Source organism: Neorhizobium fuzhouense (assembly GCF_042611105.1).
Classification (GTDB): domain Bacteria; phylum Pseudomonadota; class Alphaproteobacteria; order Rhizobiales; family Rhizobiaceae; genus Neorhizobium; species Neorhizobium galegae_A.
In genome coordinates this window covers 283,885-307,421 of record NZ_JBHFFP010000004.1, presented here as the reverse complement: position 1 = coordinate 307,421, position 23,537 = coordinate 283,885, and the positions used below count along the sequence as shown (strand labels likewise).

19 protein-coding genes are annotated in these 23,537 nt (G+C 60.7%); 15 read left to right on the top strand and 4 right to left on the bottom strand.

Annotated features, from left to right (window positions below; translation table 11 throughout):
• Positions 1–63: 63 nt before the first annotated feature.
• Positions 64–1,569 carry an ABC transporter substrate-binding protein gene (locus ACEXP3_RS10105; protein WP_377297149.1) on the bottom strand — a complete coding sequence of 502 codons (1,506 nt, stop codon included), beginning with the start codon at positions 1,567–1,569 and terminating at the stop codon, positions 64–66.
• A gap of 216 nt (positions 1,570–1,785) precedes the next feature.
• Here ACEXP3_RS10105 and ACEXP3_RS10100 point away from each other — a divergent pair, with 216 nt between their 5' ends.
• From ACEXP3_RS10100 to ACEXP3_RS10085, 4 genes are read left to right on the top strand one after another with little or no spacing between them, the layout of a single operon-like run.
• Positions 1,786–2,988 (top strand): ROK family transcriptional regulator, encoded by a 1,203-nt coding sequence (locus ACEXP3_RS10100; RefSeq protein ID WP_377297148.1) that lies wholly within the window; start codon positions 1,786–1,788, stop codon positions 2,986–2,988.
• Positions 2,985–3,770 carry a glucosamine-6-phosphate deaminase gene (gene nagB, locus ACEXP3_RS10095; RefSeq protein WP_377297147.1) on the top strand — a complete coding sequence of 262 codons (786 nt, stop codon included), beginning with the start codon at positions 2,985–2,987 and terminating at the stop codon, positions 3,768–3,770. Before ACEXP3_RS10100 ends, nagB begins: the two co-directional genes overlap by 4 nt.
• A gap of 43 nt (positions 3,771–3,813) precedes the next feature.
• Positions 3,814–5,346, top strand: coding sequence for a gamma-glutamyltransferase (ggt, locus tag ACEXP3_RS10090; RefSeq protein ID WP_377297202.1), 1,533 nt, complete (start codon positions 3,814–3,816; stop codon positions 5,344–5,346).
• An 11-nt stretch (positions 5,347–5,357) separates the two neighbouring features.
• Positions 5,358–6,980 carry an ABC transporter ATP-binding protein gene (locus ACEXP3_RS10085; RefSeq protein WP_377297146.1) on the top strand — a complete coding sequence of 541 codons (1,623 nt, stop codon included), beginning with the start codon at positions 5,358–5,360 and terminating at the stop codon, positions 6,978–6,980.
• 104 nt (positions 6,981–7,084) lie between these two features.
• On the opposite strand, the gene ACEXP3_RS10080 is transcribed toward ACEXP3_RS10085, so the two are convergent.
• Both ACEXP3_RS10080 and ACEXP3_RS10075 read right to left on the bottom strand, forming a co-directional pair.
• Entirely contained in the window at positions 7,085–7,840 is a 756-nt protein-coding gene (locus ACEXP3_RS10080) for an SIS domain-containing protein (protein ID WP_377297145.1), read from the bottom strand.
• A 44-nt stretch (positions 7,841–7,884) separates the two neighbouring features.
• Positions 7,885–8,742 carry a LysR family transcriptional regulator gene (locus ACEXP3_RS10075; RefSeq protein WP_377297144.1) on the bottom strand — a complete coding sequence of 286 codons (858 nt, stop codon included), beginning with the start codon at positions 8,740–8,742 and terminating at the stop codon, positions 7,885–7,887.
• A gap of 87 nt (positions 8,743–8,829) precedes the next feature.
• Here ACEXP3_RS10075 and ACEXP3_RS10070 point away from each other — a divergent pair, with 87 nt between their 5' ends.
• Positions 8,830–9,531: a haloacid dehalogenase type II gene (locus ACEXP3_RS10070; RefSeq protein ID WP_377297143.1), complete on the top strand. Its 702-nt coding sequence runs from the start codon at positions 8,830–8,832 to the stop codon at positions 9,529–9,531.
• A 16-nt stretch (positions 9,532–9,547) separates the two neighbouring features.
• Positions 9,548–10,339, top strand: a complete 792-nt coding sequence (locus ACEXP3_RS10065) for an aldolase (protein ID WP_377297142.1) — start codon at positions 9,548–9,550, stop codon at positions 10,337–10,339.
• A 130-nt stretch (positions 10,340–10,469) separates the two neighbouring features.
• Here the strand turns inward: ACEXP3_RS10065 and ACEXP3_RS10060 are convergent, their stop codons facing one another.
• On the bottom strand, positions 10,470–11,486 hold the full coding sequence (locus ACEXP3_RS10060) for a LacI family DNA-binding transcriptional regulator (protein ID WP_377297141.1): 1,017 nt from the start codon (positions 11,484–11,486) through the stop codon (positions 10,470–10,472).
• A gap of 210 nt (positions 11,487–11,696) precedes the next feature.
• Between ACEXP3_RS10060 and ACEXP3_RS10055 the strand changes: the two genes are divergently transcribed.
• The 9 genes from ACEXP3_RS10055 to ACEXP3_RS10015 all read left to right on the top strand — a co-directional run bounded on the left by ACEXP3_RS10055 (position 11,697) and on the right by ACEXP3_RS10015 (position 23,527).
• The gene (locus ACEXP3_RS10055) at positions 11,697–13,625 is read left to right on the top strand and encodes an ABC transporter substrate-binding protein (protein WP_377297140.1); all 1,929 of its coding nucleotides are present in this window, start codon (positions 11,697–11,699) and stop codon (positions 13,623–13,625) included.
• A gap of 103 nt (positions 13,626–13,728) precedes the next feature.
• Positions 13,729–15,843: a family 10 glycosylhydrolase gene (locus ACEXP3_RS10050; RefSeq protein ID WP_377297139.1), complete on the top strand. Its 2,115-nt coding sequence runs from the start codon at positions 13,729–13,731 to the stop codon at positions 15,841–15,843.
• A gap of 28 nt (positions 15,844–15,871) precedes the next feature.
• Complete coding sequence (locus ACEXP3_RS10045) at positions 15,872–16,858, top strand: ABC transporter permease (protein ID WP_210106655.1); 987 nt, start codon at positions 15,872–15,874, stop codon at positions 16,856–16,858.
• Positions 16,859–16,867: 9 nt separating this feature from the next.
• Positions 16,868–18,043, top strand: a complete 1,176-nt coding sequence (locus ACEXP3_RS10040) for an ABC transporter permease (RefSeq protein WP_210106654.1) — start codon at positions 16,868–16,870, stop codon at positions 18,041–18,043.
• A gap of 8 nt (positions 18,044–18,051) precedes the next feature.
• Positions 18,052–19,764, top strand: coding sequence for an ABC transporter ATP-binding protein (locus tag ACEXP3_RS10035; RefSeq protein ID WP_210106653.1), 1,713 nt, complete (start codon positions 18,052–18,054; stop codon positions 19,762–19,764).
• A gap of 11 nt (positions 19,765–19,775) precedes the next feature.
• Positions 19,776–20,561 carry a 2-oxo-tetronate isomerase gene (gene otnI, locus ACEXP3_RS10030; RefSeq protein WP_377297138.1) on the top strand — a complete coding sequence of 262 codons (786 nt, stop codon included), beginning with the start codon at positions 19,776–19,778 and terminating at the stop codon, positions 20,559–20,561.
• A gap of 3 nt (positions 20,562–20,564) precedes the next feature.
• Positions 20,565–21,416 carry a 2-hydroxy-3-oxopropionate reductase gene (locus tag ACEXP3_RS10025; RefSeq protein ID WP_377297137.1) on the top strand — a complete coding sequence of 284 codons (852 nt, stop codon included), beginning with the start codon at positions 20,565–20,567 and terminating at the stop codon, positions 21,414–21,416.
• A gap of 338 nt (positions 21,417–21,754) precedes the next feature.
• Positions 21,755–22,411 carry a TetR/AcrR family transcriptional regulator gene (locus tag ACEXP3_RS10020; RefSeq protein WP_377297135.1) on the top strand — a complete coding sequence of 219 codons (657 nt, stop codon included), beginning with the start codon at positions 21,755–21,757 and terminating at the stop codon, positions 22,409–22,411.
• A gap of 72 nt (positions 22,412–22,483) precedes the next feature.
• A complete protein-coding gene (locus tag ACEXP3_RS10015; RefSeq protein ID WP_377297133.1) occupies positions 22,484–23,527 on the top strand; it encodes an NAD-dependent epimerase/dehydratase family protein in 1,044 nt (347 codons plus the stop codon).
• The last annotated feature ends 10 nt before the right edge of the window (positions 23,528–23,537 follow it).

Here is a 23,537-nt window from a genome sequence, read left to right as displayed (position 1 = left end):
CGCCAGCTGCATCGGACAGCTGGCGGGATGATTGACGCAATGGCTGATCAGGCGTGGATCGGCTTACTTCGCAGGCTTGACGTTGGTCAGGCGCAGCAGGCCATCGGGGAAGATGGTGATGCCGTCGATATTGGCGCGCGATGCGTAGAACCAGTTCGGGTGGTAGAGCGGGATCGTGGGAAGGTCGCGGAGATAGATTTCCGTTGCCTTTGCGTAAAGAGCCTTGCGCTGCTCCTCGTCGGCACTGGCACGCGCCTCGCCCAGCGTCTTGTCCATGTCTGGATTGCTGTACTTGTTGACGTTCTGGCTGCCCTCCTTGCCGAAGAAGGAGAAGAGCGTCGGATCCGGATCGGCACGGCCGCTCCAGTTGCCGATATAGGCCTGGAAGTTGCCGGCGAGATAGCGCTCTACGGCAGAGGCCGTTTCCAGCGGGACCAGCTCGATTTTAAAGCCCGCTTCGCTAGCCATTGACTGGATGATCTGCGCCACGCGGCCATCGGCGAGCGAGTTTTCATAGGTGATCTCAACGACAGGTGCAGCACCGCCCGCTTCGGCGATCAGGGCCTTTGCCTTTTCGATGTTGCGGGCCGGTGCCGGCTTGGATTTGTCATAGAAGATGCTGGACGGCGGGATCATCTGGTTATCGGCAACAAATTCGCCGGCGAAGGCGACCTTGTTGATGACGTTGCGGTCGATCGAAAGCTCGAGGGCCTGGCGCAGCTTTGCATCCTTGCCGATCGCTCCGGATTTTTCGCCATTGCCGACATTGATCATCAGGTGCGAGACCGCAAGGCCGGGCGAGGTGTGCAGCGCCAGCGCCTTGCTGCTGCGCACTGCAGCAAGATCTGTCGGCGCGATGCGCTCGGCGATTTCGAGGTCACCCGCCTGGAGGCGGGAAAGGCGGACGGTCGAGTCCGGGATGTAGAGATATTGTAGGGCGTCGTAGCCGATCGCTGCGGCATTCCAGTATCCGTCGAATTTCTCGAGCGAGATCACGTCACGGGCGCGGCGCTCCTTGTACTTGAAGGGGCCAGCGCAGACCGGATTGGCGGAAAATTCCTTGCCTTCGGCAGCCGCCGTCGGAGACACCATCATGCCGGCTCGGTCCGAGAGAACCGCGAGCAGCGGGGCAAAGGCGGATTTCAGCTTGAAGGACACGTGGTTCGCATCGACGATGGTAACGCTGTCAATCGGCGCGAGTTCGCCCTTGCGCTTGGAATCCTTCAGCGATTTCATCCGCTCGATGTTGAACTTCACGGCCTCCGCATTGAACGGCGTGCCGTCCTGGAATTTGACGCCATCGCGCAGGGTAAGGGTGACTTCGGTGCCCTCGGCGTTCCAGGTCCATGCGGTTGCCAACTGCGGAACGATCCCGAGCTTGGCATCAATATCGACGAGTTTGTCGCACATTGCGGCAAAGACGATGCGTCCGGCATAGGTGCCGGACGTTGCCGGATCCAGTGCGTCAGGATCGTCCTGCATGCCGACGCGCAGTGTTGCTGCCTGAGCAGACGTGAAAGTCATTGCGATGGCGGTCGCCATCATCGCCAGTTTGATCTGCGTTCCCATTATTCATCCTCAAATCCGCGTCATCAACGCGTTTTGCCCAGGTTTTGTACCTTGGTCAGTGATGCACAAGAACGCATCGATTGTAAAGCAGAGTGACTAAATAATTTTCTACGCTGTCCATGGACCCTAAATTCAATCGATTTTAGATCTTGAGCGATTGACAGCGTGCAGAAGCGAGTTAAATTGGTCTTCGAAAATGACTAATTGAATGGACCCATGACCGATATTTCTGGACTGGCACCGCTGACGCGACAGATCACATCGCGCACCGTGCTCCGCACGATCATCGATAACTCGCCGATTTCGCGTGCCGAGTTGGCACGCGTGACCGGACTGTCGAAGCAGGCCATGTCGGAGATCGTCCGAGACCTGGAAGTAGAGGGTTGGGTACGCGAGACGGGCCGCACGCAAGGTGGCGTTGGGCGCAGCGCGGTCAACTATGAACTCAATCCGCGTAAAGCCTTCCTCTTGGGCGTCGACGTTGGCGGAACCAAGGTCCACGCGTCCATCGCCGATCTCTCGGGTGCGGTCATCGAGGACCGGATCGAGCCGACCGATACCCGCGGCGGCATGGATCTGGTCGCACAATTGTCGTCGCTGTTCGTCAATATGACCGAAAAGAGGGGCATCGATCCGAAGCAGGTGCGCATGGGCGCAATCGGCGTTCCGGGGGCTGTCGATCCCAAGACACGGCGCATCACCATGATGCCCAATATTGCCGGCATGGCCGATTTCGATTTCGAGGGTGCGCTTGCTGACCGCCTCGGCTTTCCGGTGGTTCTCGAAAACGACGTCAATGTCGCGGCCAAGGGCGAGCAGGCGCTCGGAGACGGGCAGGACATCGACAACTTTGTTTTTGTGGCGCTCGGCACCGGGGTCGGCATGGGCATCATCAGCGAGCGGCGGCTCATTCGCGGCTCCCGGGGCGCGGCCGGAGAGATCTCGACCTTGCCGATCGGCGGCGATCCCTTCAACTCCGCCGCATTCGGCCAGGGCGTGCTGGAGGCATCTGTCGGCAGTGCGGCCATCCGCTCGCGCCATGCCGGCAACGGCGGCGGGGACGGGCTGACGGTTCGTGAGATCTTTGAGCGAAACGATGCGGCAACGGACGCCGTGATCGACGAAGTGGGGCGCGTCGTGGCCGTCGCGATTGCCGCAATCGCCGCCGTTCTTGATCCGGAACGGGTCATCTTTGGCGGCAGCGTCGGATCGCGTGCCGAGCTGATCGGTCGTGTGGAATTTCATCTTGCACGGTGCATGCCAGTGCCGCCCGCATGCGTTATCAGCTCGCTTGGAAACCGCGCGGGGATCCTGGGGGCAGTCGCCGTCGCGCAGGAAGCATTTTACCAGTCGTTGTTCGGTCTGACCTTGCGGGGGCCCGATGCGGCCGCCTCCAGATCTCTGGAGGGGGCGGCGTGAGCGCGAACGACATGCGGCGTCCTTCCGTGAAGATTCACCAGACTGCCGAGCTTGCCTGCGAGGCTGTGGCCGAGCTGATCGCAGGGCGTATCCGTAGAGAGCCAAGCGTCACGCTGGGGCTTGCGACCGGCGCGACCCCCCGTATGGTCTACAAATCGCTGATTGGCAGATCCGACGTGTCGTGGCGCGCCGTGCGCTGCTTCAACCTTGATGAGTATGTCGGCCTTGCCCCGGATCATCCTGCAAGCTTCGCCTATTACATGCGCGACCTCCTGTTCGACCACATCGACATCGACCCTGGCCAGGTGCATATCCCCGACGGCTCCGCATCCGATATCGAGGCGGCCGCAAGCGCTTATGAAGAGAAGATCGCGGAGAATGGCGGGATTGCCCTGCAATTGCTCGGCATCGGCCGTAACGGCCATATCGGTTTCAACGAGCCAGGCTCTGCGCATGACAGCCGCACGCGCGAGGTTCTGCTGACGCAATCGACCATTGATGCCAATCGCCGCGATTTTCCGGAGGGCGAGACACCTCCGGCGACGGCCCTGACCATGGGGATAGGCACGATCCTTGAAGCGCGCGAAATTGTGCTGCTGGCGACGGGATCCGCGAAAGCCGAAGCTCTGGCTGCGGCATTGCAAGGGCCGGTAAGCCTTGATTGTCCAGCCTCGGCTCTGTGGCGGCATGGTGCGGTCTCGGTCTTCTGCGACGAAGCTGCGGCTGAAAAGTTGAACATCGAGACATTGAAGGGAAGGGGGAGTGCCAGTGCAGCAGCGTGATTTCTTCAAGCCAGGCCGGTCGGTTGCGATTTCCGATCGTGGCATGGCGGCAACGTCTCATCCGCAGGCAACCCTTGCCGCCGTCGATATCCTGCGCGCCGGTGGCAATGCCGTGGACGCGGCTGTGGCTGCCGTCGCCCTGCAATCGGTCATCGACCCGCATATGACCGGCATTGGCGGCGATTGTTTCGCCCTCTATACGCCGGCGGGCGGAAAGCCTATTGCACTGAACGGTTCCGGCCGTGCGCCGAGGGCCGCCGCGCTTGATTACTTCCTCGAACGGGGCATCACCACGATCGCTGACGACAGCCCCCACGCGGTGACGGTGCCGGGCGCGGTCGATGCCTGGTGCCACCTCATTGCAACCTATGGCGGGCGGGACCTCGGCCGCGTGCTTGCGCCGGCGATCGAGGCTGCCGAGAACGGCTACTGCATCACGCCCCGTGTCGAACTCGATTGGGTGCGCTATGCCAGCCGGGTGCAGAAATATCCGGATGCCGCCGCCTATTTTCTGCCGAACGGCCGAGCGCCGAAGACCGGTGAGCGCATGGCCAACCCGGCGCTGGCCGCCACCCTTCGCCGGATTGCCGACCACGGCCGTGACGCCTTCTATGCCGGACCGGTCGCCGAGGAAATGACGGCATTGCTGAAGTCGCTCGGCGGCCTGCACGAGGAGAGTGATTTTTCATCCTACCGCGCATTCGAAACCGCCCCGATCCGTGCCGGCTATCGTGGCATGGATCTCATCGAGTGCCCTCCGAACGGGCAGGGTCTGGCAGCGCTTTTGATTGCCCGTATCCTCGAGGGTTTCGATCTCCGCGACCCGAAACTCTCCGAAGCGGATCGCATTCATCTCCTCGCCGAAGCCAGCAAGGCCGCCTATGCCAGGCGCGACCAGCTGATTGCCGATCCAGAGCATACAACCTTCGATGTCGCCAAGCTTCTGTCCGATCGGTCGATCGAGGCGATGCGGGCGAAGATCAGCCTTGATAAGGCAAGCGCTCCCACCGTGTGGGATGGACCTGAACACAAGGACACCGTCTATGTGTCGGTCGTCGATCGCGACGGAAATGCCATGTCGCTGATCAATTCGGTGTTCTTTGCCTTCGGCAGCGGCATCTACGCGCCGAAATCCGGTGTGCTGCTGCAGAACCGCGGCGCCGGTTTCGTTGTGCAGCAAGGTCATCCGAATGCGATCGGGTCGGGCAAGCTGCCGTTCCACACCATCATTCCGGCGCAACTTACCGAAAACGGACGCACCCGAATGGCCTTCGGCGTCATGGGCGGCCAATATCAGGCCACCGGCCACGCGCACATCGTCAGCCAGATTCTCGACCGGGATCTTGATCCTCAGCAGGCAAGCGACCAGCCGCGCAGCTTCTGCCACAATGGCAAGCTGAGCCTGGAGCCGACCATTTCGCCGGATGTGAAGATAGAGCTGGAACGGCGCGGCCACGACACCCAATGGGCGGACGAGCCGATCGGCGGGTGCCAGGCCATCATGATCGACTACGAGCGCGGCGTTCTTCTGGGGGCATCCGACCACCGCAAGGACGGGATGGCGCTCGGATATTGAGGTAAATCAGCATGTCCACGTCTATCCTGTCGGTCAAAAATCTTCGGCTTGCTCTTCCGGACGGGGGAGACCGCAGATATGCACTCGATGACCTGACCTTCCATCTTGAGGAACGCAAGATCCTTTGCATCGTCGGAGAATCCGGTTCCGGGAAGTCGCTTTGCGCGCAGACCGTGATGGGCCTCCTCCCGAAGGCGATCCGGGTCGATGGCGGGGAAATTCTGTTCGGCGGCCGTGATCTCCTGAAGGCCGACAAGGAGAGCCTGCGTGGCCTGCGCGGTCGCCAGATCGGGATGATCTTTCAGGAGCCCATGACGGCGCTCAACCCGTCGATGAGGATCATCGACCAGATCGTGGAAGTGTTCGAAGCCCATGGGCTGCTGACACAGGAGGAACGGCAGGCGCAGGCGGTCAAGCTGGCGACGGAAGTCGGTCTGCCCGATCCCGCACGCATCATCCAGAGCTTTCCGCACCAGCTGTCCGGCGGCCAGCGCCAGCGCGCGATGATTGCGATGGCACTGGCGCTTGAACCTGTCGTGCTGATCGCCGACGAACCGACGACCGCTCTCGACGTCACCACGCAGGCGCAGATCCTCAAGCTGATCCGCGAGATTCAGCAGCGGCGCGGGATGTCGGTGATCTTCATCACCCACGATTTCGGCGTGGTCGCAGACATTGCCGACGAGGTGCTGGTGCTGCAGAAAGGCGTGGTGGTCGAGCAGGGCACGTCGGACGACGTGCTGCGCCGGCCGCGCCACGACTACACGAAAGCCCTTCTCGCCGCTGTGCCGAGCGGCATCCCGCCGTTTCGCCCGGCCGTCGGCGATAAGCCGGTGGCAATCTCCGTCGCCAATATGCGAAAAACCTATGTTACCGGCGGCAGCCTGTTCAAACCGAAGCGCACCGTCCATGCGGTGAAGGATGTCAGTTTCGAGATCCGTCGCGGCGAGACGCTCGGCATCATCGGTGAATCCGGTTCCGGCAAGTCGACAGTGGCGCGGCTCGTGACAAGGCTGGTCGAGCCGGACGGTGGCAAGATCATGCTGGGAGGCGAGGATTTCGGCGCACTTGCGCCAAGTGGCCTGCGAGATGCACGTAAGCGCATCCAGATGGTCTTTCAGGATCCTTTTGCCTCGCTCAACCCGCGTCGGAAGGTGGGCCTCAGCATTGCCGACGGTCCGATCGCCCATGGCGTGTCGAAGCGCGAGGCGCTGCAGCAGGCTGCCGATCTCCTGAAACTGGTGGGCCTCGATCCCCGTTCGATCGATCGTCTGCCGCATGAGTTTTCCGGTGGTCAGCGCCAGCGTATCGGATTGGCAAGGGCGCTTGCACTGAAGCCGGATGTCCTGATTGCCGACGAATCCGTTTCGGCGCTGGATGTCACGATCCAGAAGCAGGTGCTGGAACTTCTGGAGGAACTCAAGGGCAAGCTGGATCTGGCGATGCTGTTCATTACCCATGACCTGCATGTGGCAGCCCAGGTCTGCGACCGGATCGCGGTGATGCGGCAGGGAGAAATCGTCGAGCTGCGCCCGACGAAAGAGTTGCTGAACGATCCGCAAAATGCGTATACGCAGCTCTTGCTGGCCGCGATACCGGGCAAGTCCGGGGACATCCAGCACCCCGTTCTTTGAGTACGGGCGGGTGGTTCAGATCGCTTCAAGACTGCGACGATATCGCCCTGCATACGTTCGTTGAAAGAGCGCCCGCCTTGAAGTGAAGGCGGGCGCTCCAGAGATCAGGCAGCCTTGATTTTGGTGTCCGTCTGCGGATAGCGAAACTTGGTATCCGTCAGTCCCGCCGCGTCCGATAGTTGAGCCGCAAGAAGCTGAGCGACGAGGATGTCGAGGATAGCACGCGCGATCAGATTGTCCTGTGCAGGCACGCGCATGACGGTGAGCAGGGCGCCGTCCTTTATGTCCGGGTTCGCCGTGACGAGAAGGACCGGGCAGCCGATTTCCTCCAGCTGGCGCGCCAATTGCAACTCCCGGCCATCGCCAAACACGAGGACGCCCGTCTTGGCATCCATGGATCCCATCGGTCCATGGAGATAGTGGCGCGTTTCGGACGGGCCGGCGGGAACCCGCGATGCTTCGCGGATCAGAAGCGAGGCTCCGTCGGCCGTGCCGAGCGAGGCGCCGGCGCCGACGCAATCGATCGCGCGGCGGTCGTGGAAGAGCGCGCCGAGCCTCTCCATCTTACTCGCTGCTTCGGCGAGGACCTGGGCTGTAAGCTGCGGGATGTCGTTCCAATCCGCGGTGCTGCCTCCGCAGATCTTGTCGACGACGAGGCCGGCGACGGCGAGTGTGCCGGTGTAACCCGTGCTCGACGGAGTGGCGTCGGAACCGTTGTTGATCATGACGTGCAGGCCGGCGGCCTTTGCGAGCGGGCTGTCAGGATCCTTGGTGATGGCAAGCTTTACCGCCTTCGAGTTGGCATTCAGTGCATCGACCGTCTCCACGCTGCGAGAGCGCGATGATCGCGTCGGCGGCATCCCCGCCCATCATGTCGACCTGGCGCAGCGGAACTGCCCGGATCCTACGACCCTAGACTATCCGCCAGAAATTGCCCGACCGAGCGTGCTTCGCTAGACAGGCTGGTCCGTCCTTTGACCAGTGCCATTTCGGATGGCGCCTGATCAGCGAAGGCATCCGACGGCCCCAGTTGTCGATGTTCTGGAAGCACGGCGTCGGACGGCAAGAGGCTGATCCCGAGGCCGGAGGCGACCGCTGCCTGCACCCCCATCAATCCCTGGCTGGTATAGGCAATTCGCCAGCGGCGACCGCTGCGTTCGATGGCCTGTATGGCGCGATCGCGGTAAATGCAGCCGACAGGAAAGACCGCCAGCGGGACAGGATCCGTCTCGGTTGGACGGGTGGCGCTTTCCACCCAGATCAGCGTTTCCTTCCAGCTTGCGAGGCACGCGCCGTCGCCGGGCTCGCGCTTTATCAATGCCAGGTCGATCTCGCCGGCGTCCAGCAGGCGGCGTAGTTCGGTGCTCCAGCCGCTGACTGTGTCGAGCCTGATATGCGGAGACGCTGCAGAAAATCCCGACAACAGGTCGATGAGGCGCCGTCCGGCAAAATCTTCCGGTACGCCCAGGCGAACGGTGCGTGGGGCGGACGGTCGTCGCATCACCTCGGCAGCTTCCTCGGCTGATGCGAGTATCTTGCGCGCATAGCTTAGAAACAGTTCACCCGCTTCGGTCGTCTCCACGGTTCCCGTCGATTTATCCCGCCGCAAGAGATAAGTGCCGAAATTGATTTCCAGCTTCTTGACCTGCTGGCTCACGGTCGATTGCGTCAGGTGGACCCGTTCGGCCGCTCTGGTGAAGCTGCCACAATCGACAACGGCAGCAAAGGTCTTCAGGAGATCCAGATCGAAACCGAAGGTCATTTGCGTTCTCAATGAAGGATACGAGAAGATTTAATTTCTCAATGAACATCACTTTTGTCAATGTGGCGAAAACCAAGGAGATGAGACATGACTCTTGCCGGCCCACGGCCTACCTGGCTGACCTTCGATTGCTATGGAACCCTTATCCAGTGGGATGAGGGGCTGCTTGCCGCCATGGACAGGATCCTGTCGGCAAAAGGCGGCGCCATCGATCAAAAGGCGTTCATTTCGGTCTACGACCGGCATGAACATGCGCTCGAGGAAGAGCGGCCGCATCGAAATTTCGCGGACGTCAGCGCCCTGGCGCTGGAACGAGCGATGGCCGAATTCGAACTGCCCTTTGATGCAGCGGATGCCGAAATATTGACATCATCGATCGGCGGAATGCCACCGTTTCCGGAAGTCGTTGCCACGCTTGAGAGATTGAAGGCAGCAGGTTTCCGCTTGGCGATCGTATCCAACACGGATGACGCGATCATTGCGGGAAACGTCGCGCAGCTTGGCGGCCATGTCGATCGGGTGATAACGGCCCAGCAGGCCGGAGCCTACAAGCCTTCGGGGCAAATATTCCATCACGCGTGGCAAAGCCTTGGCATCGACATGAACGACCTGGTGCATATCTGCGCCAGCCCGCATCTCGACCTTGTCGCCGCGCGCGCCTTGGGTTTTCGTACCATCTGGGTCGATCGTGGCACAGGTCGCAAACCTCTCGACGACTACCGTCCCAACGCAATCGTTCCGACGCTCGACAAGGTTCCCGCCGTGCTTGCCGCGGCCGGCTGGATGTAACACAAGGAGACAAGCAATGGCTCACGAACTCAATGTCCCGAAGGCAAATGCGAATGCTCGCCGCAATGTCTCGTTGGATACCGATGAGATATGGCAGGCACGGGTCGATCTGGCCGCCTGTCTCAGGATGGCGGCGCGGCTGGGGCTGGAAGAGGGCATCTGCAACCATTTCTCGGCCATCGTTCCCGGCCATCCAGACCTTTTCATCGTCAACCGCCTGGGTTGGGCGTTTCAGGAAGCGACGGCATCGTCTTTGCTGATCTGCGATTTCGAAGGCAATGTGGTCGCAGGCGATGGAGTGCCGGAGGCGACGGCCTTCTTCATCCATGCGCGTCTGCACAAGATGGCGCCGCGGGTCGGGGCCGCCTTCCACACCCATATGCCCCATGCGACCGCGCTCAGCATGGTGGAAGGCGAGCCGCTGGTCTGGGCCGGCCAGACGGCGCTGAAATTTTACGGCCGCGTGGCCGTCGATGAAAATTACAACGGTTTGGCGCTGGACGAAAGCGAAGGCGACAGGATCGCCTCGGTCCTCGGGGACAAGGACATCCTGTTCATGAAAAACCACGGCGTGATGGTCTGTGCGCCCAACATTGCCGAAGCTTGGGACGATCTCTACTACCTCGAACGCGCAGCCGAGGTGCAGTTGAAGGCAATGAGCTCCGGACGACGACTGCTGCCGGTCGCGCCAGAGGTTGCCTCGCAGGCCGCCAAGCAAATGCGGGAAGGCGATCCGGAAAGCGCCAGGATGCATCTGGAAAGCATCAGGCGCGTGCTTGATCGCCTCTCGCCGGACTATAAAGCATGAGCAAAGGCGAGCACTTTGTCTGCTTGGGGGGCTTGATTACTTCGTTCAGGAGGGCTGAACCGACCTGTATTGCAACGGTCGGTCGGTGCGCCGAATAATAAGATCGACGGTTTGTTTTTCATCAACAGCTTTAGCCAGCTTTCGTCTCCCCCAGGCGCTTCGGTTGTTTCGGGGCGGGCCCGGATGATCGCCGCTCGACAAAGGTCGAAGCAATGAGAATACGTCTTGCCAGCACCGACTGACCTTTCGTTTCGATGCGTTCCAGCAAAAGCCGCATCGCGGTCGCCCCCATCTCCACACCCTGGACTTTGATCGTCGTCAGCTGTGGAGAGATCTGGGTTGCGGCCGAAAAGTCCCCGAAGCCAACAACCGACATATCCTCCGGGATACGGTAACCCCGCGCCAGGAGTTCGGAAACGGCTGTAAGCGCAAGCCCATCATGGGCGCAGAACAAGGCCGTCGGTGCAACTCCGGCATTGTGAAGACTTTGCAGCGCGGGAATGAAGCCTCCATCCTCTTCGAACCGCAAATCATGCAGTCGCGCATCGGGATATTGCTCGAGGCTCTCGCGCAGGCCGCGATAGCGCTCCATGCGACCGCGATAGCCTTCTTCGCCCTGTACGAAGGCGATGTCCCGATGGCCGAGCCCGATCAGATAGTCGCCGACCGCGATGCCCGCCTCATGGTCCGTGCCGCCAACATGGTCGGCCTGCTCCAGAGGTGCAACCCAGCCCAACCGGACGACGGGAACGCCGGATAGAGCGAGAATATCCAGTGTTCTCTGCTCATGGGGACCGACGAGGATGATCCCCGCGCTGTCCTTCACCATGCTCTCCACCCTGTTTGCATCGTGGGTCCACTGAAGACGAACAGGCTGGCCGAGGCGATGCGCTTCCCGTTGCATGCCGTCCTGAAGCATGGTGCGCAGTTCGTAGCTGACGGCGTCGACCCGATCATGAAAAATCAGCGTGATCTCGCGCGGTTCTTCTGCGGGTTTCTGCCGAAGATAGCCGAGCTTCGCGGCGGCGTCTTCGACGCGTTTGCGGGTCGCTTCGCTAACCCCCGGCTTTCCGGAGAGGGAGCACGAGACCGCGAATTTGGAAAGGCCGGTGTGGTTGGCGATATCCTGCAATGTGATGCGGCCCATGGCCATGGCTCTCCGTCAGACCGGGGCCTGCCCGGTGATGCAAACAAAATTCAACATAACGCTTTACCTAACAAATTACATAATACAAGCTATCAATAACGCGATCATGGAGGCTAATCAGATTTAGAAGACCGTTCGGAAGACACGTCGCGGGACCGATCCTGAGGAGGGGAGGCCATCCGGCGATGCAATGAGTGGAGGAGGAAACACATGCAAGGATTTAGTCGCCGCGCATTTCTGGCTGCGAGCACGGCTGCCGTTATCATGCCCGCAATGCCAGGACTTGCGCGGGCAGCCCCGGCCAAAGAGCCGGCCATGCTGGATGCATTGGTGAAGGCCGGCAGCCTGCCAGCCGTCGTGGATCGTTTGCCGATAAACCCGCTGATCGTCACGCCGCTTGATCGTGTCGGGACCCATGGCGGAGACTGGAACAGTGCGATCGTCGGCGGCGGCTCGCTGTCGATGCTGTTCCGCTACCAGGCTTACGAGCCTCTTGTGCGTTATGCACCGGACTGGTCGGGCGTGGTGCCCAACGTCGCAGAACATTACGAGAGTAACGCCGACGCGACTGAATTCACCTTCAGGCTGCGCAAGGGCATGAAATGGTCGGATGGGGAGCCCTTCACCACCGAGGATGTAATGTTCTGGTATGAGGATATCTTCAACTACGAGGGGTTGAACGATGTCGGTCAGAACCATCTGCGTGCCGGCGGCAAGAAGGCGCGCTTCGAGGCCATCGATGACGTCACATTCAAGGTGATCTTCGCAGCGCCCAACGGACTTTTCCCGCTGCGCCTGGCATGGGCGAATGACGACCAGACGACACGGGCGCCGAAACATTACCTCAAGCAGTTCCACATCAAATATAACCCCAACGCTGAACAGGAAGCCAAGACAAAGGGGGCGTCCGGATGGATCCAGCTGTTCCAGCGGGAAGCGGGTCTTGTGGTGGACAACGAATTCTTCCAGAATTCGCGGCGCCCCGTCATCCACGCTTGGAAGATGTCGATCGCGCCGGGGCAAAGCACCGACCGCGCCGTTGCCGAGCGCAATCCCTACTACTGGAAGGTCGATACCGACGGCAATCAGCTGCCTTATCTGGATCGCATCGTCTACCAGATGGTGGCTGACCCGCAGGTCCTGCTGCTGAAGGCCATGCAGGGTGAGATCGATTTGATGGACCAGTACATTGCCACACCGGCCAATCGTGCAGTGCTTTACGATTCCCAGGAGCAGGGCAAGTTCGGCCTCTATACGCTGACCTCCACCGAAACCAACGAGATGGTCTTCCAGCTCAATCTCAATCATCCGAATGAAGCCAAGCGCAAGCTCTACAACAACAAGGAGTTCAGGGCGGCGCTATCGATGGCGCTGGACCGGCAAGCGATCATCGACACGGTGTTCATCGGTCAGGGAACGATTTCGCAACCCGCTGTTCGGGCGGGCGATCCGCTTTATAACGAGCGTCTTGCCACGCAGTTCACCCAGTACGATCCCGATGCTGCCAATGCGCTGCTGGACAAGATCCTGCCGAACAAGGACAGCGAGGGTTTCCGGCTGGATGAGAGCGGCAAGCGGGCCACGATCATATTCGAGATCGATCAGGCGCGCGCAACATTCCTCGATATCTTCCAACTGGCGCTGCCGATGTTCCAGGCAGTCGGCGTCGACGTGCAGATGCGCAGCATGGACCGGTCGCTGTGGGAGGTTCGGGTGCGCCAGGGCATCGAGTACGATGGCACGGCGCATCGCTTCGGTGGCAATGGCGGCATTGCGGCCATCCTGGACCCGCGCTACTTCATCCCCAACACAACCGAAGCCCTTTACGCCAAGGGGTGGCAGTTGTGGTACCGCGATCCCGCCTCCAAGGGAGCGGTCGAACCACCCCAGCCGGTGAAAGACGCCTTGCAACGATACGACCGCGTGCTCGGCTCGCCGGATCCGGAGGTACAGCGCCAGTTGATGGCGGAGATCCTCGAAATCGCTGCCGACCAGTTCTACGTCTTCGGCGTTTGCCTGCCGAGCGACAGCTATGGCGTGGTGAGAAACGACATGCAGAACGTCCCCAAGACCATGCCCAACTCCTGGGGATATCCGACGCCGGGGCCTGCCAACCCCGAGACCTTCTTCAAGGCCTGATCACACCGTCCCGTCCCTAACCCGACAGGGATTGGGACGGGTACTTCAACCTGTCGCACGCACCTCACGGCGCGAAGGCACTCTATTGCCATGGAAAGCCCATATGCTGCATCGACCAGACGCATCCGTCGTTTCCACCGCTCGTTCTCCCGAATGGTACAAGTCAGCCACCCGATGGACGCAATTGACGTTCGCGGAAGACGATCCGGACAAATACGATCCGGAATTCTGGATCGACGTGTTTCGGCGCACCAAGTCGAATGCGGTGTGCCTCTCGGCGGGCGGCTATATCGCCTACTACCCCAGCGAGATCCCGCTGCATTACGTGTCAAAATTCATTGGCGGCACCGATCCGTTCGGGACCATCGTCGAGGGGGCGCGCAAATTGGGAATGCACGTGATGGCGCGTGTCGATCCGCATGCGATCCATGCGGATGCGGCTGAGGCACATCCCGAATGGGTGGCGATCAACCGCGACGGACGTCACCGTGAGCATTGGGCCTTTCCGGGCATTTTCGTCACCGATGCGCTGGGCAGCTACAATCGCGACTTCACCACCGAGGTGATCCGCGAGATTATCACGAAATACGACGTGGATGCGGTCTTTGCCAACCGATGGCAGGGGCACGGGATTTCCTACAGCGAGGACAATCAGAGGCGGTTCAGGGCCGAAACAGGCTTCGACCTGCCGGCCAAGGCGGACGCCAGCGACCCGGCCTGGCAGGCATGGGCCGCATGGCGTCGCCGAATACTGACCGAACTCGTGGTGTATTGGGACGAAACGGTCAAGGCCGTCCGCCCCCATGCCAGTTTCATCCCGAACATGAGCGGTTCGTCTCTGATGGAATTCGACCTTTCGCTCATCCAGAAGCATTGCCCAATCCTGTTCGTCGATCATCAGGCGCGTCAGGGCGTGGAGGTCGGCTGGTCGGCCGGCCGCAACGGCAAGCGCATTCGCGGGACGTTCCGTGACCGCCCGGTCGGACTGATCACCTCGATCGGGCCGGAGGAAGAATATCGCTGGAAGGATTCCGTTCAGAGCGGCGAGGAGATCAAACTGTGGATCCACGATGGCATCGCCCAGGGTCTGTTTCCCTGGTTCACCAAGTTCAATGCCTGCGTTCCTGACGATCGCTGGGTTCAGCCTGTCGTCGACGCATTCAACTTGCATGCCTCGCTTGAGCCGCAGGTTGAGGGAATGCAGCCGACAGCCGAGATCGCCATCATCGATCCGTCCACGACCCTGCGCCACTGGGCACCCGAGGAAAGGCATATCGCCGAGCATAACGATCTTGGTTTCTACCATGCCTTGGTGGAAGCGCGCATTCCGTTTGAATTCCTGTCCGACCAGGTGATGACGCCGGAAGCGCTCGATCGCTTCAAGCTGATCGTGCTGGCCAATGCGACATATCTGTCGGACGAGCAATGCACGGCGATCGAGCAGTATGTGCAGCGCGGCGGATCAGTCGTGGCGGCGCACGAAACCTCGCTTTACGACGAAGTCGGGACGCGACGGGAGGATTTCGGTCTGTCGCGTGTTTTCGGCGCATCCTTGACGGCGGCGCCCCGCGGTCCGGTCAAGAACACCTATGTGGCGCTGTCTGCGCCGCATCCGGTGAACCAAGGTTACGAAGGCGCCACCCGCATCATTGGCGGAACCCATCTGATCGCCGTCGATGCGGATGCCGCGGCCGAGACCCCGTTCCTCTACGTTCCCGACTTTCCCGATCTGCCGATGGAAGAGGTCTATCCGAGACAGGCGCCGACGGGCGCCGCCGTCATTGCCCGAGAGACCGGACAGGGCGGCCGTGTCGTGTACATCCCATGGAACATCGGCGAGGTCTTCTGGAAAGTGCTTGCCCCTGATCATGGCCGGCTGATCGCCAATGCGGTGAACTGGGCGATCGGCAAGGATCATCGCGTCCGCGTCGAAGGCAAGGGGATCATCGATATCGCCGTTTACGAAAGCGACGACGCCATGGCGATCTTCCTGGTCAACCTCACCAACCCGATGATGATGAAAGGTCCCCTGAGGGAGGTCTATCCAATCGGTAAGCAGACCTTTTCGATCGCATTGCCGAAGGGACGCACATCGGCGGCGGCAAGGCTGCTGGTGAAAGATGAAGTCGTTTCATGTCGTGTCGTGGGGGGCCGGGTGGAGGTCCTGGTGCCCTCGGTCGATGCGCTGGAAACGGTTCATCTCACCTGGCAGTCGTAAGCCAGGTCGTACGCAGCGGGAGGAAACCATGCTGGCTTATGTGGCGAAGCGCGTTCTGTACATGATACCGACATTGTTCGGCATGTCGCTGATCGCCTTCATGATCATCCAGTTGCCGCCGGGCGACTATCTGACATCGCTTCTGTCCACCATGGCTGACGGCGGACAGAACCTCGACGAGGCGACGATCGCGCGGCTGCGCGCCCAATATGGCCTCGACCAGCCGGTCTATGTTCAGTATTTCGTCTGGATCAGCGGGATCCTGACCCGCGGCGATTTCGGCTACTCGTTCGAATGGAACCAACCGGTCTCCACTCTTATCTGGGACCGGATGGGATCGACGCTGCTGATCTCGCTGGCAAGCCTTCTGCTCGTATGGGCGATTTCGCTGCCGATCGGCATCTATTCGGCGGTCAAGCGGCATTCGTTCGGCGATCACGCCTTCACGCTGCTGGGGTTTATCGGGCTCGCGGTGCCGAACTTCATCATGGCACTCACCCTGATGTATGCGAGCTACCGGTTCCTCGGACAAAGTGTCGGCGGCATCTTCTCGCCCGACTTTGTTGATGCTCCCTGGAGCCTCGCCAAGCTCACGGATCTCCTCAGCCACATGTGGATCCCAGTGATTGTCATCGCCATGTCGGGTACCGCCGCCATGATACGGATCCTGCGGGCAAACCTCTCCGATGAACTGAGCAAGCCTTATGTAATCACGGCGCGCGCCAAGGGACTGCCTGAGCGCAAGGTCATTCTGAAATATCCAGTCCGCATCGCCCTCAATCCGTTCGTAAGCTCGATCGGGTGGGTGCTGCCGGACCTTGTTTCCGGGGTGACCATCACGGCAATCGTCCTCAATCTGCCGACAGCCGGCCCCTTGTTGCTCCGTGCGCTGGTCGGACAGGACATGTACCTGGCGGGCAGTTTCATTCTGCTGATGGGTGTGCTGACGCTGGTCGGGATGCTGATCTCCGACATTCTCCTGGCGGTGCTTGATCCGCGGATCCGGTTCAACTGAGGAGTAGCTATGTTGACCGATAGGAATTCAACTGCCGTCCTCGAGACTGGCCCCGCCATCAGCCCGCTCAAGCCAAACGGCAAGGTGAAGACCTTGGAGGCCGCCGGGCAATGGACGCTGATCCGCCAGCGCTTTTTCCGCCACAAGGTCGCAGCCTTCGCCGGTGGCATCATTCTGGTTCTCTACCTGATCGGCGCCTTCGCCGAATTCCTGGCGCCGGGCCTGCCCAACATGTCCCGACCCCAGTTCACCTTCGCGCCGCCGCAGAGGATCGCGCTGTTTGCCCAGAAGGCTGATGGCGGGACCGGTTTTCTGCCACACGTGAAGGGCTACAAGATCGAAATCGAGCCCAAGGCGCTGCGCCGCAGCTTCGTCGTTGACGAGACAAAGATCATTCCGATCGGCTTTTTCGTCAAAGGCGCTCCCTACAAGCTCTGGGGCATCCTTCCGATGGAAACCCATCTGGTTGGTCCTCTGGATGCCCGCGAGCCGATGTACCTGCTTGGCTCCGACCGCCTCGGTCGCGACCTGATGAGCCGCCTGATCTATGGAACACGGGTCTCGATGTCGATCGGACTTGTGGGTGTGGCGATTTCCCTGTCGCTCGGCGTGATCATGGGAGCGGTATCTGGCTACTACGGTGGCTGGGTCGATACCCTCATTCAGAGGATCATCGAGATCGTCAGCGCCATGCCGACCATTCCGCTCTGGCTTGGGCTGGCAGCCGCGATCCCGCTCAACTGGTCTCCGCTCTCGGTCTACTTCATGGTCACGCTGATCGTTTCGCTTTTGAGCTGGACGGGCTTGGCGCGCGAGGTCAGGGGACGATTTTTCGCGCTGCGCGGCGATGACTTCGTGACGGCTGCAAGGCTCGACGGTGCCGGAGAACGCCGGATTATCTTCCGCCACATCCTGCCGTCGCTGACCAGCCACATCCTTGCCGTCGTGACACTCGCCATCCCGACGATGATCGTCGCGGAAACCTCGCTGTCGTTCCTTGGCGTTGGCCTCAAGCCGCCGGTCGTCAGCTGGGGCGTGTTGCTCCAGGATGCCCAGAACGTCCGGACGGTCGCCACCGCGCCGTGGCTGCTGATCTGGCCGAGCCTCGCTGTGGTTCTGGCCGTGCTGTCGTTCAATTTCTTCGGCGACGGACTGCGTGATGCAGCCGATCCCTACGACAATTGAGAGGGACTATGATGAAGCCCGAAACATTGCTGTCCGTGCGAAACCTGTCCATTGACTTCCGTCTGCGAACGCATGTGCTGCATGCCGTCCGCGACGTCAGCTTCGACCTTAACCGTGGTAAGACGCTGGCGCTCGTCGGGGAGAGCGGCTCTGGCAAATCGGTGACGGCAAGGGCGTTGATGCGAATCATCGACAAGCCGGGACGCATGACCGACGGCCAGATCCTGCTCGACGGACCGAATGGACAGGTGGATGTCGCGACATTTGCGGAAGGTAGCCGCGAGGTTCTCGCAATGCGTGGAGGCCGGATCGGTCTCATCTTTCAGGAGCCGATGAGCTCTCTGTCGCCTGTCCATACGATCGAATCGCAGATCGTCGAAGCGGTTCGCCTGCACCGCCGGGTTTCGAAGAAGGAGGCGCGCGCGCGTTGCATCGAACTGCTGCGCCAGGTCGAGATCCCAGAACCGGAGCTGATGGCCCGCCGTTACCCCTTCGAATTTTCAGGCGGCATGCGGCAAAGAGCAATGATTGCCATGGCCCTGGCCTGTGATCCCGAAGTGCTGATCGCTGACGAGCCCACGACCGCGCTCGATGTCACCACCCAGGCCGAAATCCTGGACCTCATCAAGCGGCTTCAGGACGAGCGCGGCATGGCGATGCTGCTCATCACCCACGACATGGGCATTGTCGCCGAAGTGGCGGATGAAGTGGCTGTCATGCGCTTCGGAAAGATCGTAGAGCGGGGGCCGGTCGACGACATCTTCCACGCCAGCCAGCACCCTTATACGCGCCAGCTTCTCGATGCCACCGTCAAGCTCGAGGGCGCAGCAGCCGTGCGCGCGCTGCCGACCTCGCTTTCCCCATCCGTCGAGCCGCTTCTTTCCCTGCGCAATCTTACCAAGATCTACGGCGCACCCTCCAGATTGTTCTCCCGCACCAGTGGTCGTGGGCTGGTGGCTGTCGATGATGCAAGCCTGGATCTCTATCCCGGCGAAAACCTCGGCATTGTCGGTGAGAGCGGCTCCGGCAAGACCACACTCGGACGGATGATCCTGCGCATTGTCGAGCCGACGTCCGGCACGATCGCGTATCACCCTCAAACCGACGCCGACCCGATCGACGTCACCGCGCTCGGCAAGACCGATCTGCGACGGTATCATCAGGACGTCCGCCTGATCTTTCAGGATCCGTTCGCTTCCCTCAATCCGCGCATGACCGTCAAGCAGATCATTGGCGATCCGCTTGTCATATCCGGGAACATGTCCGGCAAGGCAGTGGAGGCGCGCGTTGCCGAACTTCTGAGCAAGGTGGGCCTGGATCCGCTCGTGATGGAACGCTATCCCCACGCGTTTTCGGGCGGCCAGCGCCAGCGGATCGGCATTGCTCGGGCCCTTGCCCTCAACCCGAAAGTCATCGTTGCAGACGAGGCGACTTCCGCTCTCGACGTATCGATCCGCAGTCAGATCCTCGATCTCCTCATCGACATCCAGAAGCAGTTGCAACTGAGCTTCATCTTCATCTCGCACGATATCTCGGTCGTCCGTTATTTCTGCGATCGGGTGGCCGTCATGCACAGGGGCAAGATCGTCGAAGTCGGCGATGCCGCGATCATCTGCACGAGGCCGTCGCAGCCGTACACGAAGCGGCTGATCTCCTCCGTTCCGAATCCGGATCCCCGCAACAAGCGCATGCTTCACCGCCTGCGCGCAGATCAAGCCTGAGGCCGTCCAGCATGCCGAAATTTGCAGCCAATCTGTCCATGCTCTACACGGAGCATTCGTTCATCGATCGCTTTGCCGCTGCCGCCGCCGATGGCTTCAAGGCAGTGGAATATGTCAGTCCCTATGAGCACGCCCCTGAGGCGATCGCTGCCGAACTGGCGCGCCATGAACTGAAACAGGCCCTCTTCAATCTCCCTGCGGGCGATTGGGCGGCCGGCGAACGTGGGATCGCCTGCCTTCCGGACCGGACCGCCGAATTCGAGGCATCGGTCGACCGGGCGATCGCCTACGCCAACGCGCTTGGATGCCGCAAGGTCAATTGCCTTGCCGGGATTGCGCCTGCCGGTTTCGACCTCTCCAGCCTCGAAGACACGCTTGTCGGCAATCTGCGCTATGCCGCGGAACGGCTGGCCGAGGCCGGCATTGCGCTGGTCTTCGAGCCGATCAATACCCGCGACATTCCGGGATACCTTCTGACGACAACCGATCAGGCCGAGCGCATCATGGACCGGGTCGGACACACGAACCTGCGCATCCAGTACGACTTCTATCACATGCAGATCATGCAGGGAGATCTCGTCGCGGGTTTCGAGCGGCTGCAGGACAAAATCGGCCATGTCCAGATCGCCGACAATCCCGGTCGCCATGAGCCGGGCACCGGAGAGATCAACCACGACTTCATCTTCAAGTGTCTGGACGCGCTCGGTTACGAGGGTTGGGTCGGGTGCGAGTATCGGCCGGCGGCCGGCACCCGCGAGGGACTGGGCTGGATGAAGGCATATCAGGGAGGAGAGTGAGCGTTGAAAATCGGATTTATCGGACTGGGCGTCATGGGGCGTCCGATGGCGCAGCATCTGATCGAAGCAGGCAACGAGCTTTACCTGCATCGGGTGAAGCCTGTTTCGGCGCATCTCGTCGAGCATGGCGCTCAAGCTTGCCATTCTGCCATGGAGGTGGCGCAGGCCGCCGAAGTTGTCATTCTCATGCTGCCCGACACGCCCGATGTCGAAAACGTGCTTTTCGGGAAGAACGGGGTTGCGCAGGCGCTCGGCCGCGGAAAACTGGTGATCGACATGAGTTCGATCTCGCCGCTGGCGACCAAGGATTTTGCCGCCCGCATCGAGGCTCTCGGCTGCGACTACCTCGATGCGCCGGTGTCGGGTGGAGAAGTGGGCGCCAAATCTGCGTCGCTGACGATCATGGCCGGTGGAAAGCCCGAGGTGTTCGAGCGAGCAAGACCGCTGTTTGAAAAGATGGGCAAGAACATCACGCTGATCGGCGGCGCCGGCGATGGCCAGATCGCCAAAGTCGCCAACCAGATCGTTGTTGCCCTCAACATCCAGGCCGTATCGGAAGCGCTAAGGTTTTCCGCCAAAGCGGGCGCCGATCCCGCCACTGTCCGCAAGGCTCTGATGGGCGGTTTTGCAGCGTCGCGCGTTCTCGACGTCCATGGAGAGCGAATGATCAACGAAACCTTCGAGCCCGGCTTCCGGATACGCTTGCATCACAAGGATTTGTCCCTGGCGCTCGAATCGGCACGGCTGCTGGAGCTTATGCTGCCCAACACCGCCATCGTACACCAGTTGATGAACGCTGCCCTGGAAAAGGGGCTGGGTGACAAGGACCACTCGGCGCTGATCAAGGCAATATGAGGCCGGTCTGCGGCGCGCTATCGCCGATCCCAATCTTTTGTGTCGTGCCGTTCTTCCGAATTTTCCCTTGCCTCGTTCGATGGGAATGCCAGGCTATTTTCACAATGGCCTGATGCGTGGACGATCGACGTCCCCATTGCAAAGAGGCCCGCCGCGACCCGATGGGCCTCCCGCTTCACGGCTGGTTCTATTTCCACCTTGCCGCTCTCTGCGAAGACCAGCCTCGAACTCAGCGAAAGCGCTCAAGACATCTGCACCTGGATCTTCGACAACAGACTAGCAATAGGCAATCAATTAAAATATCACTTAATTGATGTTTGGGAGAGGTGTCGATTACGATGCAGCAGAAAAGAAGCAGAGGGCGGATTCTAAAAGAGGATGGCGACGATCTGCGCGGCGTTATCCTGGCGGCTGCGACGCACGAGTTTTCGACAAAGGGTTTCGATGGCGCACGGGTGGAAACCATTTCCCGGGCCGCGGGCGTCAACATCAATCTCGTATACCATTATTTCGGGAAGAAGGAGGCGCTGTTCATCGCAGTGATGGAGCAGGCCTATGTCCGTATCCGGACCCATCATAACGACACCAATGTCCGGAACTTGGGCCCTGAGGAGGCAATGGCGGAACTGGTGCGCGCGACGTTCCGCTTCTTTGCCGGCAATCTCTATATCATCGGGCTTCTGAACTCCGAAAACATGCATGAGGCCTGCCATATCAAGCAGTCGGAGAAGATCCGCACCCTCTACGACCCGCTTCTCGATCTGATCGCCGAGACGCTGGAGCGTGGGGTGGCAGCCGGGATCTTCCGATCGAATGTCGATGCTGTCCAACTGTTCCTGACGATCAATGCCGAGAGCTATTTTCATCTCTCCAACAGGCACACGATGGGTTTCGTTCTCAAGCAGGACCTCATGACGGACGAAGCCCTCGCGCGGCGGGAAGCGCATGTTCTCGACGTGATCCTGTCCTATCTCCGGCTTCCTTCAGGAAATTAATAGAGCACTTAAAAAAGATTGACTGCCTGCGGAGCCTGCGTTAAGTGTTTACTTAATTTCTGGAGGAGGCCCATGACACATCTTGTTGCTGCCGGCGGCATGCCCGCATCCATCGAATCCGAAGAAACCTTGGAGGATCTGCTGTCCACGCCGCCCTCGTGGCTCTCCGACAAGCTCCGCTCCCTTGAGGGCGACATTCTTGTTCTCGGCGTGGCCGGTAAGGTCGGGCCAACCCTTGCCCGCATGGCAAAGCGCGCCGCGCCGGAAAAGAAAGTAACCGGCGTCGCACGCTTTTCCGATGCCGATGTGCGGCGCCGGCTGGACAGCTGGGGGGTGGAGACAGTGTCCTGCGACCTTCTCGACCGCGATGCGGTGCAGGCTCTGCCTGACGCCGCGAACGTGGTCTATATGGCCGGCAAGAAATTCGGCACCGATGGTGACCGCAGCTTCGCCTGGGCGATGAACACCCATGTGCCTGCGCTGGTGGCCGAAAAATATCGTGCGTCGCGGATCGTCGCTTTTTCCACTCTATGCGTCTATCCCTTCGCGCCGATCGCCGAGGGAGGTTTCGGTGAAGAGGTCGAACCGGGTCCGACCGGCGACTATGCGACCAGCTGCGTCGGACGCGAGCGGATGTTCGGCTATTTCTCGCGCAAGTACCAGACACCGGGCCGGCTGGCGCGGCTGAACTATGCCATCGATCTCAGGTATGGCGTGCTGCACGATATCGCCAACTGGGTGCGCGCGGGCACGCCCATTCCACTTGGAACCGGCTTTGCCTCGGTCATCTGGCAGGGTGATGCCAATGCGCAGATCCTGGGTGCGCTTGCCCATGCAACCGTTCCCACCAGTCCGCTCAATATTGGCGGTCCCGAACATATGAGCGTCGTTCTGGCCGCCCGGGAGTTCGGACGGCGTTTCGGCAAGGAGCCCGTCTTCGCTGGTGAGGTGCAGTCCGACGGCTGGTACAACAATACGCTGAACGCGCAGCGGCTGTTCGGCTACCCCTCCATCCCGCTGGCGGTCATGATCGATTGGGTCGCGGACTGGATCGAGCGCGACATGCCAAGCCATGGAAAACCCACGCATTATGAGGAGCGGCAGGGCGCATTCTGATTGAAATGCC

What these genes read in the sequence shown, in the direction of transcription:
- ACEXP3_RS10105 (WP_377297149.1), bottom strand. Translation starts at nt 1,569, where the DNA reads ATGGGAACGCAGATCAAACTGGCGATGATGGCGACCGCCATCGCAATG.
- ACEXP3_RS10100 (WP_377297148.1), top strand. Translation starts at nt 1,786, where the DNA reads ATGACCGATATTTCTGGACTGGCACCGCTGACGCGACAGATCACATCG.
- ggt (WP_377297202.1), top strand. Translation starts at nt 3,814, where the DNA reads ATGGCGGCAACGTCTCATCCGCAGGCAACCCTTGCCGCCGTCGATATC.
- ACEXP3_RS10085 (WP_377297146.1), top strand. Translation starts at nt 5,358, where the DNA reads ATGTCCACGTCTATCCTGTCGGTCAAAAATCTTCGGCTTGCTCTTCCG.
- ACEXP3_RS10080 (WP_377297145.1), bottom strand. Translation starts at nt 7,840, where the DNA reads ATGCCGCCGACGCGATCATCGCGCTCTCGCAGCGTGGAGACGGTCGAT.
- ACEXP3_RS10075 (WP_377297144.1), bottom strand. Translation starts at nt 8,742, where the DNA reads ATGACCTTCGGTTTCGATCTGGATCTCCTGAAGACCTTTGCTGCCGTT.
- ACEXP3_RS10070 (WP_377297143.1), top strand. Translation starts at nt 8,830, where the DNA reads ATGACTCTTGCCGGCCCACGGCCTACCTGGCTGACCTTCGATTGCTAT.
- ACEXP3_RS10065 (WP_377297142.1), top strand. Translation starts at nt 9,548, where the DNA reads ATGGCTCACGAACTCAATGTCCCGAAGGCAAATGCGAATGCTCGCCGC.
- ACEXP3_RS10060 (WP_377297141.1), bottom strand. Translation starts at nt 11,486, where the DNA reads ATGGGCCGCATCACATTGCAGGATATCGCCAACCACACCGGCCTTTCC.
- ACEXP3_RS10055 (WP_377297140.1), top strand. Translation starts at nt 11,697, where the DNA reads ATGCAAGGATTTAGTCGCCGCGCATTTCTGGCTGCGAGCACGGCTGCC.
- ACEXP3_RS10050 (WP_377297139.1), top strand. Translation starts at nt 13,729, where the DNA reads ATGCTGCATCGACCAGACGCATCCGTCGTTTCCACCGCTCGTTCTCCC.
- ACEXP3_RS10045 (WP_210106655.1), top strand. Translation starts at nt 15,872, where the DNA reads ATGCTGGCTTATGTGGCGAAGCGCGTTCTGTACATGATACCGACATTG.
- ACEXP3_RS10040 (WP_210106654.1), top strand. Translation starts at nt 16,868, where the DNA reads ATGTTGACCGATAGGAATTCAACTGCCGTCCTCGAGACTGGCCCCGCC.
- ACEXP3_RS10035 (WP_210106653.1), top strand. Translation starts at nt 18,052, where the DNA reads ATGATGAAGCCCGAAACATTGCTGTCCGTGCGAAACCTGTCCATTGAC.
- otnI (WP_377297138.1), top strand. Translation starts at nt 19,776, where the DNA reads ATGCCGAAATTTGCAGCCAATCTGTCCATGCTCTACACGGAGCATTCG.
- ACEXP3_RS10020 (WP_377297135.1), top strand. Translation starts at nt 21,755, where the DNA reads ATGCAGCAGAAAAGAAGCAGAGGGCGGATTCTAAAAGAGGATGGCGAC.
- ACEXP3_RS10015 (WP_377297133.1), top strand. Translation starts at nt 22,484, where the DNA reads ATGACACATCTTGTTGCTGCCGGCGGCATGCCCGCATCCATCGAATCC.